Here is an 18,221-nt window from a genome sequence, read left to right as displayed (position 1 = left end):
ACCTCGCATCATCGTATTTACACCTATAATTATCTCGTTAATGCTCCGATTTATCCACCTTTTTTTGCGAAAAAGAAGCAAATTATACGTTTTATTTTGAAAGCCCCCGTTGGTATCCGGGACAAACCTTGTCTAATCCCCAACATGATGTTTCTTCATTTGTATAAATTTGTAATTGTTGTGACGATTGTTATAAAATTGATGCAGGGCTGCTCCGCTTCGGAGCGTTCGCTGCCATGCCGTTTATTCCATGCCGAGCCGCCGCAAAGAAGAGGTAATATTCAGCTTTTGTAGAATAATGTAATGACCTCACTTTTTTTTTGGAACTTGCATGTCGAATGGGCGTATTGATGGGTAGAGTATTTCAAATCGATATTAAGGGGGTGCAAATACAATGGCTATCTCTCTCGTAAAAGGTCAAAAGATAGATTTAACGAAGGGCAATGCTGGTCTTAGCAAGGTTATCGTCGGCTTAGGCTGGGATCCTGCTGAGGTTAAAGGCGGTTTCTTCGGAATGAAGAAAGCGGCAAACGTGGACTGTGATGCTTCAGCGCTGCTGCTTGACGAAAACGGCAAGCTTGGCGGCGAGAAAAATCTCGTTTGTTTCTACAATAAGCAAAACGGCAACGGTTCAGTTGTTCATACGGGCGACAACATTACGGGTGACGGCGACGGCGACGATGAGCAAATCATCGTACAGCTAGACCAAGTACCTGCTAATATCCACAAAATCCTTTGCGTGGTTAACATTTATGAATGTGAATCCAGACGTCAAGATTTTGGCATGATCAAATCCGCGTTTATACGAATCGTTAATCCGGCCAACAATCAAGAGTTAATTCGCTTTAACTTGACGGAAAATTATTCGGGTAAAACGGCTTTGGTCGTAGGTGAGCTTTACAGACACAGTGGTGAATGGAAGTTTAGTGCAATTGGGGAAGGCACTCATGCTCCTCATGTTGATATCCTTGCTCGTCAATACCAATAATTATATTGAGAAAAGAGGGCATTTCAAATGGCGATTAGCTTATCCAAAGGCCAAAAAATCGATCTTACGAAAACAAACCCAGGTCTTACGAAAATCACTGTAGGTCTAGGCTGGGATACTAATAAATATGACGGCGGGAAAGACTTTGACCTTGACGCTTCCATTTTCTGCTTGAATGGACAAGGCAAAGCCGGTTCCGAGTCTGATTTTATTTTCTACAACAACCCAAAAAACAGCAACGGTTCGGTTGTTCATACAGGCGATAACCGTACAGGCGCAGGCGATGGCGACGATGAGCAAGTAAGCGTTGACCTTTCTGCTGTACCTGCTGAAACAGAAAAAATCGCATTCTGCATCACAATCTATGATGGAGCAGAGCGGAGCCAAAACTTTGGACAAGTATCCAACGCTTTCGTTCGTATCGTAGATGAGCAAAGTGGAACGGAACTAATCCGTTATGATCTTGGAGAAGATTTCTCCGTAGAAACTGCTGTAATCGTCGGCGAGCTTTATCGTCATTCCGGCGAATGGAAATTTAGCGCGATCGGAAGCGGCTTCCAAGACGGCCTAGGCGGACTTGCCCGCAACTTCGGTCTATCCGCTAACTAATTGTACCTCACTACCCGTAAAGGGTCGCCGGTGGCGGCCCTTTTTTAAAATTGTTGCAATAGTCCACGAGGAGGCATTTTCATGCCAGTAAATTTATCTAAAGGGCAGAAGGTCGATTTGACCAAATCAAACCCCGGTTTATCCAAAATTGCCGTAGGCCTCGGCTGGGATGTGAATAAATACGACGGCGGTAATCAGTTTGATCTGGATGCGACAGCTTTTTGTTTGAATGCATCCGGTAAAGTAAATAACGAGAGCGGCTTTATTTTTTACAATAATAAATCGAACACAAACGGCTCCATCGTCTCCTCCGGCGATAATCGAAGCGGAGAAGGCGCTGGCGACGATGAAAACATAAAAATTAATTTATCCGCCGTGCCCGCTGATACTCAGAAGGTAGCCTTTTGCATTACGATTCACGACGCCGCGCAAAGAAACCAGAACTTCGGTCAGGTCGCTAACGCGTATGTTCGTGTCGCAAATGAGGAAACAGGCGAGGAATTAATCCGCTACGATTTGGGTGAGGATTTCTCGGTTGAGACAGCTGTCGTGGTAGGTGAACTTTACCGTTATAATAACGATTGGAAATTCAGCGCCGTAGGCAGCGGTTATCAAAACGGCCTAGAAGGACTATGTAAGGATTTTGGCGTTCAAACCTAGCTCATTTCAAGGAGGAATAAACGATGTCCATTAATCTTTCCAAGGGACAACGGATTGATCTTACCAAAACCAACCCAGGGCTTACGAAGGTTGTTCTCGGTCTCGGCTGGGATACGAACAAGTATACAGGCGGCGGTGAGATTGATCTGGATGCGAGCGCATTTCTTCTGCACCAGGATGGCAAGGCCAAGGACGAGAAGGATTTTGTATTTTATAACGCATTGATTGCTTATGGCGGCGCAGTCGAGCATACAGGCGATAACCGTACAGGCGAGGGCGACGGGGACGACGAGAAAATCAAAATTGATTTTGCAAAGGTTCCTGCTCACATTGAGCGAATTGGAATTAGCGTCACCATTCATGATGCTGAGACCAAGCACCAAAACTTCGGCCAGATTTCGAATGCTTTTGTTCGTTTAGTGGACGAGACTAACGGAAGAGAAGTGCTTCGTTACGATCTTGGAGAAGACTTCTCCGTTGAAACCGCGATCGTATTTTGCGAGCTTTACCGGCATGGTGCGGATTGGAAGTTCCAAGCGGTTGGCTCCGGCTTCTCGGGCGGACTCGCGGCGCTTTGCCGCAATTATGGTCTATCCGTGTAGGCCACATGAAGTTTAGGGTGGCAGGGTGCAGATTTGTCACCCTATTCTATAATTACTGAAAGGCGGTCAACGCATGGAGCTCTCCCTAATGAAAGGTCAGAAGGCCGATATTACCAAAAACAATCCTTCCTTTAAAAATCTGCTTGTTGGCATGGGATGGAGCAGCGCGGCGGGGGTAGACGTTGACTTCTCGGCGTTTTTATTGCGGGCAGGCGGAAAAGCAGCAGGGGATCAGGATTTGATTTTTTACGGAAACCCCAAGGATACAAGCGGTTCGATCGAGCTGGCTGGTGACAATAAACGAAGCTTAGCCGGGAAAATCGATCAGGAACAAGTTATGATACGCATTAACGATGTGCCTCAAGCGATTGAACGTATTTCCTTTACGTTAACCATTTATGATGGGGAAGCAAAGAGACAAAGTTTTTCTAGTGTGAATGATGCTTATATCCGTGTCATTGACGAAGGAACAGGGCGCGAAATTTTGCGATATGAACTTGGAAAAAACTTCTCTATCGAAACTGCGATTGTCGTAGGAGATTTATATAGATATAATGACGAGTGGAAATTCAATGCGATCGGTTCAGGTTATTCGGGCGGACTGGCAGCGCTTTGCAAGAGCTTTGGCATTGAGGTGAAGCCTGATGCACCTGCCCCTAATCCGCCACCAGCGTCGGTGAAGGCTCCAATCATTCCGTCAAAGCCTCCAGAACCCGTCATTACGGAGCTTAAGAGCGCTCCAATTAGCCTCAGCAAGATTTCATTAACCAAGCGCGGTGATGTAATCAACTTGCAGAAAGGCGCCGGTGCGCTGGGCGAGATCGTTGTAAATTTGAATTGGAATCAAAAGAAAGCCCCTAAGGGATTTTTTGGACGATCAAGCGGCGGTGTCGATCTGGATGTAGGCTGCTTGTATGAGCTGAAGAACGGCATGAAGGGTTCTGTTCAAGCGTTAGGCAACAGCTTCGGCGACTTCTCGAGGCCGCCGTACGTTTCGCTTGACGGCGACGATCGGACAGGCTCCATATCGACAGGTGAAAATCTGAGAATAAACGGCAATAAAGTGTCAGAGATTAAAAGAGTTGTCATCTATGCGTATATCTATGAAGGAGCCACAAACTGGGCGGAGGCAGACGGCGTTGTCACCATCTCCCAATCCGGCGGACCGGATATAGAGGTGCGGATGGACGAGCATAATAATCGCAAAGGCATGTGTGCCATCGCGATGATCGAGAACGTAAGCGATCAAACCTTCAGTATTCAGCGTCTCGTTCAGTATTTCTCTGGGCATCGAGAGCTCGACGAGGCTTATAACTGGGGGCTTAGATGGGTCCAAGGAAGCAAATAATGCAATATTCGGAGGTTGTAAAGAATGGTTGATTTTTTTCAAAGCGTAATAGCGAATTTTGGCAGCTTCTTTCAATGGGACAATTTATCGGCGGTATTCACTAATCCTACAAACTGGGGGATTATTGCAACTTTGGTCCTTTTGGAAGGGCTGCTATCGGCAGATAACGCGCTGGTACTGGCGGTTATGGTTAAGCATTTACCAAAGGAACAGCAAAAGAGGGCTTTGTTCTACGGGATTATTGGTGCTTATATATTCCGTTTTGTGGCGATTGGCGTCGGTGTTTATCTCGTTCAGATTACATGGATTAAAGTCGCGGGCGGATTATACTTATTATGGATTGCATTAAGCAATTTGTTCCATCTCGAATTCAAGCTTGCCCGGGTTGGCGGCATTCCGCTTCTTCCGTATATCGGCAAGAAAGGGAACGAAGATGAAGAAGAAGTGGTACAAAACAAAGGCTACGGCTTTTGGCGTACGGTGCTTGCCGTTGAGATCATGGACATTGCGTTCAGTATCGACAGCGTTCTAGCAGCGTTTGGCGTGAGCGAAGAGGTTTGGGTTCTTTTCCTGGGCGGTATTCTCGGCGTTCTTATGATGCGCGGCGTGGCTCAAGTATTCCTCAAGCTTATCGATAAGTTCCCAGAGCTCGAAAAAGCAGCGTTTATTCTTATTATCCTAATTGCTGCGAAAATGATCGGCGGAGCATACGACTTTCATGTGCCGCATGCGCTGTTCTTCGGTTTAATCATAGCGGTATTCGGCGGTACGCTTATCTTTAGCGCAATACGTAACAAAAGAGACTCGAAGGCTTCTAATTAAGCAAATAAACAGATAATCGAAATATCCCTCAATGGAACGCGAGGGATATTTTTTCACTCTCAGCTTGTTTTACCAAACCTTTAGGAGGGATCGCTTTGAGGTATTTCAACTATCTTACCAATGAAGAAGAGCAGCATTTCTTTTACTCCCTTCCGGCTCAGTTCAATAATAATGCTGATAAAGAAATAATTGCTCACGCGATTGGTGCAGCGCTTTATATGCCTGCCACCAAGGATAATATAGCAGATGATTTGGTAGCCGATAAACACGAAGGGCTCGTGTCTATGGTGATAGACCTTGAAGATGCAGTAGGCGACAATCAACTTGAATATGCTGAGGAGAATCTGAAAGCGACATTACTTACCATAGGAAGATATCTTTCGATCGGCTTATTGCGTGTAAACGATATTCCTCTTATTTTCATCAGGATACGCTCCGTGGATCAGCTCAAACGGCTGCTGTCCTATTTTGGCGAGGAAATTCAATATGTGACGGGGATCATATTCCCTAAATTCAACGTGGAAACCGGCGTGGAGTATTTAAGATTGCTCGCGGAGTTTAATCAAAGAAATGCGGGATCCAGTTCAATGCTATACGGCATGCCTATTTTGGAGAGCGCGGACGTTATATACCGGGAGAAGCGGATAGAAACGCTGCTTGGCATTTCGGAGCTGCTGAATGAGTATAAGGAATATGTGCTGAACGTACGAATCGGCGCCACTGATTTTTCCAGTCTCTTTGGGCTTCGAAGAAGTCCGGATCATACGATCTATGACATAGCGGTTATTCGTGATTGTATCGCTGATATCGTAAATGTGTTTGGCAGAATGGATAATCATTTTGTCATCTCGGGACCGGTATGGGAGTATTTCAAGAGCGATCGCGTGTTCAAGCCGCAGCTAAGGCAAACGCCTTTTGAGGAGAGCATGGGAAGGCACGGCCGTATTTTACGAATGGATTATATTAATAAATATGTGGACGGGCTTATTCGCGAAGTAGCAATGGATAAGGAAAACGGCATTATAGGTAAAACGATTATTCATCCAACACATATAAAGCCGGTACAAGCCATGCTTGTCGTAACGCATGAGGAGTATATGGACGCCCTGCATATTATCGAAAATAACCAAGGTGATCTAGGCGTCATGAAAAGCCGTTATTCGAACAAAATGAATGAGTTTAAGCCGCATATGACATGGGCCAAACGAATATTGATCAGATCGAACATATATGGGGTGCTAAATGAAAACCAAAACTTCACCTGCTTACTCGCAGAAGAACGGGAATCTGCAATCGTATAATATTATTGGGGATTTAGAGGTTACGATCAAGGTGACGAGCAATGCCTTCCATATTCCGCTGGAGCGGCTGTTCCAAATGGCGGCCCGTATCAACAAAAAACGAAGCTTCTTGTTCGTAAGTAAGGTGCTTGGCAAGCATATTCCGGTAAAGCCTCATGTTTCCTTGTTATCGGGAGCGGCACTCGGATTATTGTATCAGCAGTTTAAAGGCGGAGCGCTGCCGATTCGAATGGAGCAGCTGCTGCATGCATTCGAATCGCCGGAGTCAGCGGGCGGCATTTATGAGCAGATGAAGCGAAACAAAATGAAGGTGAACGAAAAGACGCTGTTCATTGGCTTTGCGGAAACCGCAACAGCGCTTGGACACAGCATGTTCGACATGTTTGACGGCGACGCGGCCTTCTTGCATACGACTCGAGAGAACATCGCGTATAGGACTTCTTGTATCGATTTTGAAGAAGAGCATTCCCATGCGACGACGCATCGGTGTTATGCCAATGATCCGGATATTTTTCAGCAAGCCGAAACGATCGTACTCGTGGATGATGAGATGACGACGGGTAAAACGGCGATCAACATCATTCATGACCTGCACGCAAGGTATGGTAAGAAGAATTATATTGTAGCAAGCCTGCTGGACTGGCGTTCCGATGAGGATATTCTGCGCTTTAGCGAGCTGGAGCAGGTGCTAGGCGTTGACGTGGATTGCCTTTCGCTGGTAGCTGGGCAGATTACGGTCTCGGGTACGCCTGTTGAAAGCACAGTTCATCAGAAAGAGAAGTGGGACCATGAACAGGAGCCGGCGATTAATTTCGTGTATTTGAATAATCAGTTTGCAGGCTTTTCTACCTTGACCGGCGAGGCTTCTTATTTAAAGCATACGGGACGTTTCGGCTTATCGACGGCTGAGAGCGAGCTGCTGGACAAGGAGGTAGAAAAGGCTGCTGCGCTTCTGCGGGAGCGTAGAACGGGCGGCAGGACGCTTTGTATGGGCACGGGAGAGTTTATGTACATTCCGATGCGCGTAGCTGCTGAGCTTGGCACGGACATTTGGTATCAATCCAGTACACGCAGCCCCATTCATCCGGATTCCGATCAACATTACGCGGTTAGATCCGCTTACCCCTATGCTTCCCCCGAGCATGCTGATGTCATGAACTTTATGTATAATATTCCACGCGGAACTTATGAAGAAATGTTTCTATTCATGGAGCGGGAAGTAGCAGATGAGCAAATGGCAGAGCTGAAGAAGGTTTTGCTGTCCCTCGGAATTCCGCAGGTACATGTCGTTTATTTTAGACGGAAAAAGCTTGCTGATCCTGCTCCCATAGGGAGCTATGAGCAAGGGGATGTAACCTTTCTCTTGAAGGATCTTAGCGACATTTCGTTAGAGCAGCGTACGGAGGATCGAGAAGCGGCCATGCAGACAGGCGGCCATTACTCGGAAAGCCTGCCGATTGAATATCAGCCTACCGCTGAATATCTACAATTGTTCCAAGCTACGCTCAGCGACTCTGCGGAGCGAATCGCCAAAGCGGTGGGCACCGTATCGGAACGTATCATTCAGAAGCATGGATTTGATATCGTGCTTGCGTCCTTGGCAAGAGGCGGAACACCGATTGGCGTACTCATAAAGCGTTATATCAAGCAGGTATACGGCAAAGATATACCGCATTACAGCCTTTCGATTATTAGAGGCAAAGGCATTGACGAGAACGCCTTGCTATATATCAACCAGAACCATCCGAATCAGCATGTGCAATTTGTAGACGGCTGGACTGGCAAGGGCGCTATTACGAAGGTGCTGATTGCGGCGTGCGGCCTTATGAAACAAAAGCATGGAATCGAGCTGAGCGACGAGCTGGCTGTCCTTGCGGACCCTGGATACTGTGCGTGTACATTTGGGACGAGAGAGGATTTTCTTATCCCAAGTGCATGTCTGAATGCGACCGTGTCAGGCCTGATCAGCCGGACCGTACTGCGCGGCGATTTGATCGGGGCAGAAGATTTTCACGGTGCGAAGTATTATAAGGAATGGGAAAAAGCAGATCAATCACGCGTATTCGTAGATACGATTTCTGCTTTTTTTAAGCAGACAGCATCCGATTCCAAGATGGAAGCCCTTCAAATGGAAGGGAGTCCTAAACAAAATGAAATCACTTGGCGGGGAATGCAGGATATTATGCGTATCCAGAGTGCTTTTGGGATCAGCGACATCAATTTCATTAAGCCTGGCGTAGGTGAGACGACCCGTGTTCTCTTGCGGCGGGTGCCATGGAAAATCCTTGTCGACCGATTGGAAAACCCTAATCTCAAGCATATTTTGCTGCTTGCAAAGGATCGCGGCGTACCTGTGGAGGAGTATCCGGATATGTCCTATTCCTGCTGCGGCATTATTAAAGCCTTGAAGGGGGATTCGGAATGATTTTTGCGAGCGATTTAGACCAAACGTTAATCTATTCCGTAAGATCGAAGGGCGAGACAGCGATTGAAGATATGGTTCCGGTCGAGCTGTACGAGGGCAGACATATTTCATATATGACAAAGCCGGCTATTCAGAAGCTGCAGGAGCTGACCGGCCTTGCGCGTTTCGTTCCGGTAACGACGCGCATACCTGAGCAGTTCAACCGAATATTCGGCATTAAAGAGCAGTTTCGTCCTGAATATGTTATTGTGAGCAACGGCGGTACCGTGCTTGTAAACGGGCAAATCGATCAGGAATGGCATAACCTTGTACACGAAGCTGTGAAGCAGCATTGTGCGGAAAGCTCAGCGATTGCGGATCTCTTTGCCAAAATCTCCTCCTCGCATTGGGTGAAATCAAATGATCTTTGTGATGAGCTGTTTTATTCCATCGTCGTGGAGAGAGATAATCTGCCGCATGAATCATTGGAGGAGCTGAAGCAGCAGCTTGCCTCGCATGGCTGGAGCTACTCGCTTCAAGGCCGCAAAATATATTTGGTTCCCGAGAAGGTAAGCAAGGGCGCAGCGATTCAATATGTGAAGGAGAAGCTGGGGTCTTCCTTTGTTTACGCGGCAGGAGACAGCCTGCTCGATGAGAGCCTGCTTCTAGCGGCAGATTACGCAATCTCGCCCGTTCACGGCGAATTAGGCCGATCTTATTCGGAGCATCCACATATTCAGTTTACGAAAGCCAAGGGGGCGCTTGCCTCTGAGGAGCTGCTCGATTCCATCCTAGAGCACGCACGCAGATCATGAACGCATAAGCAATATGATTCTTAATGACAGGGAAGAAGGTATTTAGATATGACACGCGTGTATATGAATCGTTGGTTTTCGGTAGCGTACCATTATATTAATATGATTAGGAATAACCCCGACGGTGAGTCCTTTGAGTTTTATGGCACCCATCCCGATATTAACCATATGTCCTTGCTGGCATCTGATCATATTGGAACGGAGCCGGCTGTATTTGGCCGGGAATACGTTGATTTTTGTGTGGATTTTTGCCAAAAAAACAAAATCGATATTTTCATTCCGCGTTTGCATATGGAAGAAATATCACGGTATGCGCACTTGTTTGATGAGATCGGCACGAAAGTGATGGTTTGCCGTGATATTGAGCTGCTGGACGCGATGATTGAAAAGGATAAATTTTATGAAGCGCTGAGAGGGAAAGAGCTGGTGACCATTCCCGACTACCAAGTGGTAAATACGGCAGAGCAGTTTAAGCAAGCTTATGAAGAGCTTACAGCTGCTGGACATAAGGTGTGTTTCAAGCCAACAAAGTCTGAGGGCGGCATGGGCTTTCGGATCATCGATAATGAGCGCGATCCGCTTCAAGATCTTTATGGCTATGTGACGCTGTCGACGACATTCCAGCAGGCGTATGAGACGTTATCGTTGACGGATCACTTCGACACGTTGATGGTGATGGAACTGCTCGATGGAACGGAATACAGCATCGATTGCGTAGCAACCGCCGAGGGTGAGCTGCTAACGGCCATTCCGCGCCGCAAATCTACGGGAAGAACGTATTTGCTTGAAGAATCGGCCGAGCTGCTGGACATTGCGGAACGCATTGCAACAAGCCTGCGCATACCGTACGCCTTCAATATTCAAGTGCGTTACAACAAAGGCGTACCTAAGCTGCTCGAGATCAATCCGCGTATGTCCGGCGGTCTATACATTACATGTTTGTCAGGCGTAAACATGCCTTATTTGGCGGTTCAAGCGCTGCAAGGCAAAACGGTTGAACGGCCAAAGCCGCAATTCGGCATACAAGCCGGCTATGTGGAGCAGCCGCTTTTGATGTCAGCTAATCAGCTGTAAGCTAGCTTAACAGCCTCGGATCAAGATTAGAGTTTGTTATCGACGTTTGGTTACTTCTAGCGAGTAGCTACCAGTTAGTTTTAGCGATACTTTCCATTTCTTTGTTACTGCTTAAGCTTCGTCCGATTCGGCAGACATGCTGCGCATGTCTGCCAGCTTTCGGTAAAGTGTGCTCATTTCTCTCCCTAAAGCTTTCTGCTCGACTTCAGTTAATTTCTTCACGCTCGACATATCAACCTCTCCTTTTTTGCCTGATTGTTTAATCCAGCGTTTCCAACATGCTATCCAGCCTGCCGTGTCTCACCTGAAGCATCTTGCGTTGAGCCTCCAGTGCATCGTATTAGTCGAACGAAGGATCATCCATGATCGCTTTAAATTTTTGTTAGGTGTAATCGGAACGTACGTTCCGGAATAATGATGATTATATTATTGTAAACAGAAAGGATGGATGCCCATGAACGCTATAGAAGTTATTTTATTGAATTTTGAGGAAGTTCGACGTAGAAGCGTGAAGGTATGGGAAAGTATCCCTGAGGCAAGTTTAGATTGGAAACCGGACGTCGATGCCTTGGACATTAAAGATATGATTCGCCATGTCTTGGAGAGTGAACATTATTACCACCTTGCGTTGCTGAAAAAAGGAAGCTTGGTATCTTATGAATCACCTTACGAAAAACGAGTATTTACAACCGTTGAAGAAGAGCTGGCTTTTGCCCAGAACTATAGAGAAAAATTTATAAATACGGTGTCGTCTTTTTCTGAAGATGATTTATCAAATGTAGAAATTGACCGAAGCGATGTGGGTTACGTTCGTACTTTAGGAGATATGTTAATGAGGGTGGCTTATCACGAATCCGTTCACACCGGTCAATTATTGGATTATATGAGAACAGTCGGTATAGAGCGGCCGAGGGTATGGGATTAAGGAAGGATTTGGTTTACATTTTCAGCCTGCGAAAGGGTGATAGCTTTGTACCGAGTTGATGTAGCATAACACGTGATAACGAGGAGCAGTAAGCTGCCGCTCATTCGAAAAGATAAAAGTTCAGGGGTGAACCCAAATTTTCGGTTTATTCAAAAAGAAAAGAATAACATTGGAAGATCAAATAACTAGACTTAAGGAATTAGGAATTTCTTTTAAAAGCAATGTTTCAATCGATTATTTATTAGCACAATTCCAACGTGAGGAATATGAACAAGATCCGTACTATACACTCTTAACCGTATTAGGCGGGGAGATCGATGATGGAAATAATGATTTTGAAATTGCCTCAAATGATATTTGGTATTTCGATATGGAGTGTATTGAAGATGAAGATATTTATACAAATTTAGCAGCAAGAATGTCTTCCTTGACTAAAGACAAACTGCCTATAAGAAACATTAAAAGTCAGGTTGATCACGAGAATGAAAAGGCATGGATATCTTTTGACATGTTCCATAGGAATTATGAATGGATTTTAGCCTATAACTATGATTGGATTGATTTGGGTTTCATCGAGAAGTTCTCGGAATTATGTAAAGAGGAGAATACGGAAGAAAGATTTATGTATATCCATTTTGAACAACATTGCTTGTTAGCCTTCGGAAATGAAGAACTTTGCAGGCGGCTAAATAAACTGATGAAATATCAATTCGAATATGTAGCAGGATGATATGCTTACAATAGATAAACCAGTTCGTGAAGGAATGGCTGGGTACATAAAGAGCGCTGCGCATGTGTAGAAAGTGTATAATAAATTGGCAGAAGTAAACAATATAGTGGCTGATTAGTGTAGTTGATATAGCAAATAGATCACACAATTTCAGAATGCCTATGATTTTTGTTTGATGTGAAAGCTAGTATAAAAATATAAAAAGAAAAGAAGAGGAGAAACGATGGCAGAGGAAAACGCAATAATAGGGACAGGCTGGAATTTTGATAACAGTTATGCTCGTCTTCCGGAATCATTTTTTACTAAAATGACCCCTCCACCCGTTAGCTTACCAAAGCTGATCATTCTTAATGAACCATTAGCCATATCATTGGGGTTGAACGTCCAAGCGCTGCAAAGCAAGGATGGGGCAAAGGAACTTGCTGGCAACCAAATACCTGAAGGCGCTTCGCCTCTTGCTCAAGCTTATGCAGGGCATCAATTCGGGCATTTTAATATGTTAGGGGACGGCAGGGCTTTGCTGCTTGGCGAACAAATCACTCCTCAAGGTGAGAGGGTAGATATTCAGCTTAAGGGTTCAGGCAGAACGCCATACTCCCGCGGGGGCGATGGCCGAGCGGCACTTGGGCCGATGCTGCGTGAATACATCATCAGCGAAGCCATGCATGCGCTTGGTATTGCAACGACACGAAGTCTTGTGGTGGTAACAACGGGTGAGTTAATCATCCGGGAAACCAAGCAACCTGGGGCAATCTTGACCCGTGTGGCTGCAAGCCACCTGCGCGTCGGCACCTTTCAATACGTTTCAAAATGGGGATCAACCGAGGATCTCAGGGAATTGGCAGATTATACTTTGCAAAGACATTTTCCAGAGATTGAAGCTGATGAGAACCGCTATTTATCCCTGCTTAAGGAAGTCATCAAGCGTCAAGCCGTGCTAATTTCTAAATGGCAGCTTGTTGGCTTTATTCACGGGGTGATGAACACCGACAACATGGCCTTGAGCGGAGAAACCATTGATTATGGTCCTTGTGCCTTCTTGGATGCGTTTGATCCAGCAACGGTATTTAGCTCGATTGATATTCATGGCCGCTATGCCTATGGCAATCAGCCGCATATAGCCGTGTGGAATCTCTCGAGATTCGCTGAAACCCTATTGCCGCTGCTGCATGACAACGAGGAAGAGGCTGTGGAATTGGCCGAGAATGCACTTTCAGATTTTAGTGAATTGTATCACCATCACTGGATCGCGGGAATGAGAGCGAAGCTGGGGATCTTTAATGAAGAGCTAGAGGATGAATCCCTTATCGTAAGCCTATTAGGCTTGATGCAGAACTCCCGCGCGGACTATACCAATACCTTCCGTGCTTTAACTTTTGATCAACTGGAGGATACGGACCTGTTCGGCAGCACGGAATTTGTGCAATGGCAGGAACTATGGCAGGCGAGACTTGGGAGGCAGCAGGAATCAAAGGATGCCTCGTATCAGTTGATGCGGAACAGCAATCCTGCGTTAATACCTCGTAACCACCGGGTAGAAGAGGCGCTAGAAGCCGCAGTGAAACAAGGAGACTACAGCGTGATGGAACGGCTTCTTGATGTTCTAGCGAGCCCCTACGCGCACTCTCCCGAACAGGCTGAGTACTCCACACTGCCTACGCAATCCAGTCTCCCTTACCGAACCTTTTGCGGTACCTGATATCGGAGCTTTAGATCAATCCATTCCTGTTCAAGAAAATATTCATATTGGATTATTACAAAAAAAGGGCATAGGATTTGGCCCTTTTTTTACGTTTTTTTGCAAAAGCCGATCTATAGCGCAATAAAATGCCTTTTTTTAAAGTGAAGGGCCTGTAAATGTATCGCTATGGCTGGTAATGGGGCGATGCGTGGCCAGGTTATTGTGCTAAAGGGCAGGATATTGGGGAATATTTGAAGAAGTATTGATGTAAAGCTTCCAAATTATATGATTTTGTAACTTTAAATTTATAGATCAACTATTGAAGGGAGATTTCATTACGATGTACGAACAGAAAACAAAAGAAACCGACAACAGCGTCATTGAATTTATTGATAATGTGGAGAATCTTAAGAAGCGCGAAGACACATATAAGCTATTAGATATATTTACGGAAACGACAGGTTACCCAGCAAAAATGTGGGGACCCAGCATCATTGGTTTTGGCTCCTATCACTACCGATATGACTCCGGTCACGAAGGAGTTGCACCGCTCGCTGGTTTCTCACCTAGAAAGGCAAAGGTAAGTCTTTATATCCTAACTGGCGACACGGAGCGGGATGCGCTGTTGCAGAATCTCGGAAAGCATACTGCAGGCAAAGCATGTGTCTATATCAATAAAGTAGCTGACATTGATGTTGACGTTTTGAAAGCGATGATAAATCAATCTGTCAAGTTTATAAATGAGATGTATCCGGAGCATTGAATCGGTAATGAAGCCTTGTTAACGGAAACGATAGTTGAAAAATGGCAGTATTGGGTGTTATGTTAGATAAAAGTTGCATGTCCACGTGATATGAATGGACGGTAAGGTGGATTCGTTTGAGCATAATCAAGGACTTCTTGCTGCAGTTATCATTAGTCATAGTGCCTGTTGGCATTTACCAAGCTTATTTGTTAGGCCATATTCGAATCGCAAAAAATAAAAACCTATTTTTGGCCATACTTTGGGGGAGTTCAGTTCTACTATGTATGTCATTCCCAATAAGCTACGGAAACGGAATGCAGCATGACTTCAGAATCGTTCCCTTGCTGATCGGTACTCTGTATTGCGGTCGAAAAACAGGTTTATTTTTAGCCTTATTGATCATTCTATATCGTTTAAATTTAGGCGTGGGTCCAGGCTTTTACAGCACACTGCTGAGTATCATTCTCGGATACTCTGTTGTCTTTTATTTTCAGAAGAAATTCGTAAGCGTATCAAAAGACAAGCGAATTAAAATAGCAGTCATGCTATCGGCGTATTATTGCTTCGTGGGCGCTTCTTTAGTCTCGGTGCTGAGGGGAATTACAACAGAGAGCTTAACCATGATGTTTTTTCACTTCGGTTGTGCTGCTGGTCTGGCTTGGTTGTTGACTGCTTTAAATGAGAACATGGCAGAGATCCATATGATGCGTAAAGAACTTCAAAATGCTGAAAGATTACGACTGATTGGAAACTTAACAGGTGTATTTGCCCATGAAATCCGTAATCCGATGCAGGTAGCCCGGGGCTTTCTTCAGCTCCTTGATACGCCCGATCTGCCTGATAACAAGAAGCAGTATATTAAACTGTCTATTGAAGAATTGGATCAAGCGAACAATATCATTCACAATTTTTTGACCTTGGGAAAGCCGCCCTCGGATTGTAATGAGGACGTGGACGTTGGCAATCAACTAATACGAGCTACGACTCTGATGCAAAACTATGCGTTAAGCAAAAATGTCTCTATTAAAACCAACATCGAGAGTAACTGTTTAGTTCACGGAAATGCCCAAAGAATGAACCAGTTCCTAATTAATATCATAAAAAACGCAATTGAATCTATGCCTGTTAGCGGGACGATCTGGGCCTCATGTATCACAGTGGATGATTCGCATGTGGAAATCCGCGTGAAAGATGAGGGAATCGGGATGTCGAAAGAGGAAGTAGAAAGACTCGGTTCTCCCTATTATTCCTTGAAGGAGAGCGGCACTGGATTAGGTATGATGGTTTGCTTCCAGATTATCAAATCGTTCAAGGGAAAGATAAAAGTGCTCAGTGAACGAGATGTTGGAACAGAGATCATAGCTAGGATACCGAAGGCCTAATGCTGCCTAACTGCTGGGAGAACTGTTCATTATCGCTCAACTAACGGACAGGCAACGATCAAATATGTAATGTTTTCTAATTTTCAAAATTCTTGTTTACCTTATAAGAGTTATTTGGTAATATAATCGCAATCAATAATCAAATGCGACGAAGAGAAGAGTAGATAAATGAATTCTTTCACAGAGAGCTCCGTTAGCTGAAAAGGAGTAAGAGTTCCTTATTGAAAAAAGACTCAGAGCAGCACATCGGAGCCCAAGATAAAGGGGGATGGTGTGCCAGGAGCTCCTGTTACAGAGCTAGAGTATAAGCATTACTTGGTAATGCCGTACTTGAAGAGGCTAATATGGCGACATATTAGCGAATTTGGGGTGGTACCGCGAGTATACAAATCTCGTCCCTAAGACTGACTAAAGTCTTGGGGGTGGGATTTTTTTTATTGGTGCAAAGGAAATGCAGTTTACATTCAACATAAAGTACACTAAATCGGATTTTTTGAATATTTTTTATTTAGGGAAGATTATGCTAAATTGAAAGGAATTGAATATCATATGACTAAAAAATTGAATGTTGGCATTGTAGGAGGAACGGGCATGGTGGGCCAGCGGTTTGTTCAACTGCTGGATCAGCATCCTTGGTTTTCGGTAACGGCCATTGCAGCTAGTGCCAGTTCGGCAGGAAAAACGTATGAAGAATCTGTACAAGGCAGATGGAAGTTGTCGGGCCCAATTCCCGAAGCAGTGAAAAATATCGTCGTTCTGGATGCTTCCAAAGTGGAGGAGGTTGCCAATCAGGTTGATTTTATTTTTTGTGCGGTTGATATGAAAAAGGCTGACATTCAAGCGTTGGAAGAGGCCTACGCAAAAACGGGCACGCCTGTTGTTTCCAATAATTCGGCTCACCGCTGGACTCCTGATATTCCAATGGTTATTCCAGAGATTAACCCAGGGCACTTGGAAGTGATAGCTGCACAGAGAAAGCGGCTTGGAACCTCGACCGGATTTATTGCGGTTAAGCCCAACTGTTCGATTCAGAGCTATGTGCCGGCACTTCACGCATTGCTGGATTTCAAACCAATAAAAGTGGTGGCATCGACGTATCAGGCGATATCGGGGGCAGGCAAAAACTTTACCGATTGGCCTGAAATGTTAGACAATGTTATCCCCTATATTGGCGGCGAGGAAGAAAAAAGCGAGCAGGAGCCACTTCGCATTTGGGGCAGCATTGTAAATAATGAAATTGTTAAAGCAAGTGCACCATTAATTACTACGCAGTGTATTCGCGTTCCTGTATTGGATGGACATTTGGCCACCGTATTTGTAGAGTTCGAGAAAAAACCTTCGAAAGAAGAAATTCTTGATCGCTGGCTGAAATACAAAGGGCGCCCGCAGGAGCTTGACCTGCCAAGCGCGCCAAAACAGTTTATCACTTATTTTGAAGAAGAGAACAGACCGCAGACGAAGCTTGATCGTGACATTGAGCGCGGTATGGGAATTTCGGCGGGAAGATTGCGTGAGGACTCCATATACGATTATAAATTTGTTGGACTATCGCATAATACTTTACGTGGTGCGGCGGGCGGTGCCGTTTTGATCGCCGAACTGCTTAAAGCGGAAGGGTACATTCAGGCAAAGTAGAAACATGCACATCTACTTGAATAGCTAGACAAAACAGCAAGCATTCTGATCATTTCGGGGGCTTGCTGTTTTCAATTGAATGGACAAAAGGCTGCCGATATTTCGGCAGTCTATTACGTTAATGACCAGTTGAATAGCGAAATTTTTGTGAAAATAGTAGAGAGAAAGAAGCACAACTCCCGCATGTTCATAATATATTAAACTATGACAAAGTGTTGGGAGGTTATGATATTATGCCTAGTATTCTACTTCAAATCGCTTTTGTAATTTTTTTCATATGGTCAATCATCATGTTGGTGCAGGATTTTAAGCTGGCCCGCAAGGTTTGGATGAATGTTTTACTTCATGCTTCTGTGGCTGTTGTATCGCTTCATTTTTTTCTATCTTTCTACACGATGTAAATATGTCTTATTCGTTGTTGAACAGGCGCTGCGGCAGCCTGTTCTTTTTATTGATCTTGTTATTCGAAGGGAATGAAGAGTTAACGCCGATTTTAGTTA

The 18,221-nt window shown here is 45.0% G+C and carries 17 protein-coding genes, 1 pseudogene and 1 other annotated feature; all 18 genes and pseudogenes read left to right on the top strand.

Features of this window, described 5'->3' with window-relative positions; genetic code table 11:
- Positions 1-394: 394 nt before the first annotated feature.
- The 18 genes and pseudogenes from AC1DLI_RS13585 to AC1DLI_RS13500 all read left to right on the top strand — a co-directional run bounded on the left by AC1DLI_RS13585 (position 395) and on the right by AC1DLI_RS13500 (position 18,122).
- On the top strand, positions 395-988 hold the full coding sequence (locus tag AC1DLI_RS13585; RefSeq protein WP_308997772.1) for a TerD family protein: 594 nt from the start codon (positions 395-397) through the stop codon (positions 986-988).
- Between the two features lie 27 nt (positions 989-1,015).
- Positions 1,016-1,597, top strand: coding sequence for a TerD family protein (locus AC1DLI_RS13580; protein ID WP_364145132.1), 582 nt, complete (start codon positions 1,016-1,018; stop codon positions 1,595-1,597).
- An 81-nt stretch (positions 1,598-1,678) separates the two neighbouring features.
- The gene (locus AC1DLI_RS13575) at positions 1,679-2,257 is read left to right on the top strand and encodes a TerD family protein (RefSeq protein ID WP_477603365.1); all 579 of its coding nucleotides are present in this window, start codon (positions 1,679-1,681) and stop codon (positions 2,255-2,257) included.
- A gap of 23 nt (positions 2,258-2,280) precedes the next feature.
- Positions 2,281-2,859, top strand: a complete 579-nt coding sequence (locus AC1DLI_RS13570; RefSeq protein ID WP_308997769.1) for a TerD family protein — start codon at positions 2,281-2,283, stop codon at positions 2,857-2,859.
- Between the two features lie 73 nt (positions 2,860-2,932).
- Positions 2,933-4,207, top strand: a complete 1,275-nt coding sequence (locus AC1DLI_RS13565) for a TerD family protein (RefSeq protein ID WP_477603363.1) — start codon at positions 2,933-2,935, stop codon at positions 4,205-4,207.
- A gap of 24 nt (positions 4,208-4,231) precedes the next feature.
- Positions 4,232-5,029, top strand: coding sequence for a TerC family protein (locus tag AC1DLI_RS13560; RefSeq protein WP_477603361.1), 798 nt, complete (start codon positions 4,232-4,234; stop codon positions 5,027-5,029).
- A gap of 95 nt (positions 5,030-5,124) precedes the next feature.
- The gene (locus AC1DLI_RS13555) at positions 5,125-6,330 is read left to right on the top strand and encodes an HpcH/HpaI aldolase/citrate lyase family protein (protein WP_477603359.1); all 1,206 of its coding nucleotides are present in this window, start codon (positions 5,125-5,127) and stop codon (positions 6,328-6,330) included.
- Positions 6,272-7,573 (top strand): annotated as a pseudogene (locus AC1DLI_RS13550) (phosphoribosyltransferase family protein); the annotation flags it as partial. The gene AC1DLI_RS13555 and the pseudogene AC1DLI_RS13550, both read left to right, overlap by 59 nt.
- A 27-nt stretch (positions 7,574-7,600) precedes the next feature.
- Positions 7,601-8,755: a cysteine protease StiP family protein gene (locus tag AC1DLI_RS13545; protein ID WP_477603429.1), complete on the top strand. Its 1,155-nt coding sequence runs from the start codon at positions 7,601-7,603 to the stop codon at positions 8,753-8,755.
- Complete coding sequence (locus AC1DLI_RS13540) at positions 8,752-9,549, top strand: HAD family hydrolase (protein WP_477603357.1); 798 nt, start codon at positions 8,752-8,754, stop codon at positions 9,547-9,549. Before AC1DLI_RS13545 ends, AC1DLI_RS13540 begins: the two co-directional genes overlap by 4 nt.
- A gap of 48 nt (positions 9,550-9,597) precedes the next feature.
- Entirely contained in the window at positions 9,598-10,623 is a 1,026-nt protein-coding gene (locus tag AC1DLI_RS13535; protein ID WP_477603355.1) for an ATP-grasp domain-containing protein, read from the top strand.
- Between the two features lie 454 nt (positions 10,624-11,077).
- A complete protein-coding gene (locus AC1DLI_RS13530) occupies positions 11,078-11,548 on the top strand; it encodes a DinB family protein (protein WP_477603353.1) in 471 nt (156 codons plus the stop codon).
- A 169-nt stretch (positions 11,549-11,717) separates the two neighbouring features.
- A complete protein-coding gene (locus AC1DLI_RS13525; protein ID WP_477603351.1) occupies positions 11,718-12,278 on the top strand; it encodes a hypothetical protein in 561 nt (186 codons plus the stop codon).
- 223 nt (positions 12,279-12,501) lie between these two features.
- Entirely contained in the window at positions 12,502-13,977 is a 1,476-nt protein-coding gene (locus tag AC1DLI_RS13520) for a protein adenylyltransferase SelO (RefSeq protein ID WP_477603349.1), read from the top strand.
- A gap of 322 nt (positions 13,978-14,299) precedes the next feature.
- On the top strand, positions 14,300-14,722 hold the full coding sequence (locus tag AC1DLI_RS13515) for a DUF1801 domain-containing protein (protein WP_477603347.1): 423 nt from the start codon (positions 14,300-14,302) through the stop codon (positions 14,720-14,722).
- Positions 14,723-14,859: 137 nt separating this feature from the next.
- Entirely contained in the window at positions 14,860-16,086 is a 1,227-nt protein-coding gene (locus tag AC1DLI_RS13510) for an ATP-binding protein (protein ID WP_477603345.1), read from the top strand.
- Between the two features lie 139 nt (positions 16,087-16,225).
- Positions 16,226-16,489: a binding site (T-box leader), on the top strand.
- 146 nt (positions 16,490-16,635) lie between these two features.
- A complete protein-coding gene (asd, locus tag AC1DLI_RS13505; protein WP_477603343.1) occupies positions 16,636-17,721 on the top strand; it encodes an aspartate-semialdehyde dehydrogenase in 1,086 nt (361 codons plus the stop codon).
- 233 nt (positions 17,722-17,954) lie between these two features.
- Positions 17,955-18,122 carry a hypothetical protein gene (locus AC1DLI_RS13500; RefSeq protein WP_477603341.1) on the top strand — a complete coding sequence of 56 codons (168 nt, stop codon included), beginning with the start codon at positions 17,955-17,957 and terminating at the stop codon, positions 18,120-18,122.
- The last annotated feature ends 99 nt before the right edge of the window (positions 18,123-18,221 follow it).

This window comes from Paenibacillus sp. 01T443, from assembly GCF_056398325.1.
The sequence above is the reverse complement of the archived record's forward strand: the minus strand, read 5'-3'. Positions and strand labels throughout refer to the sequence as shown.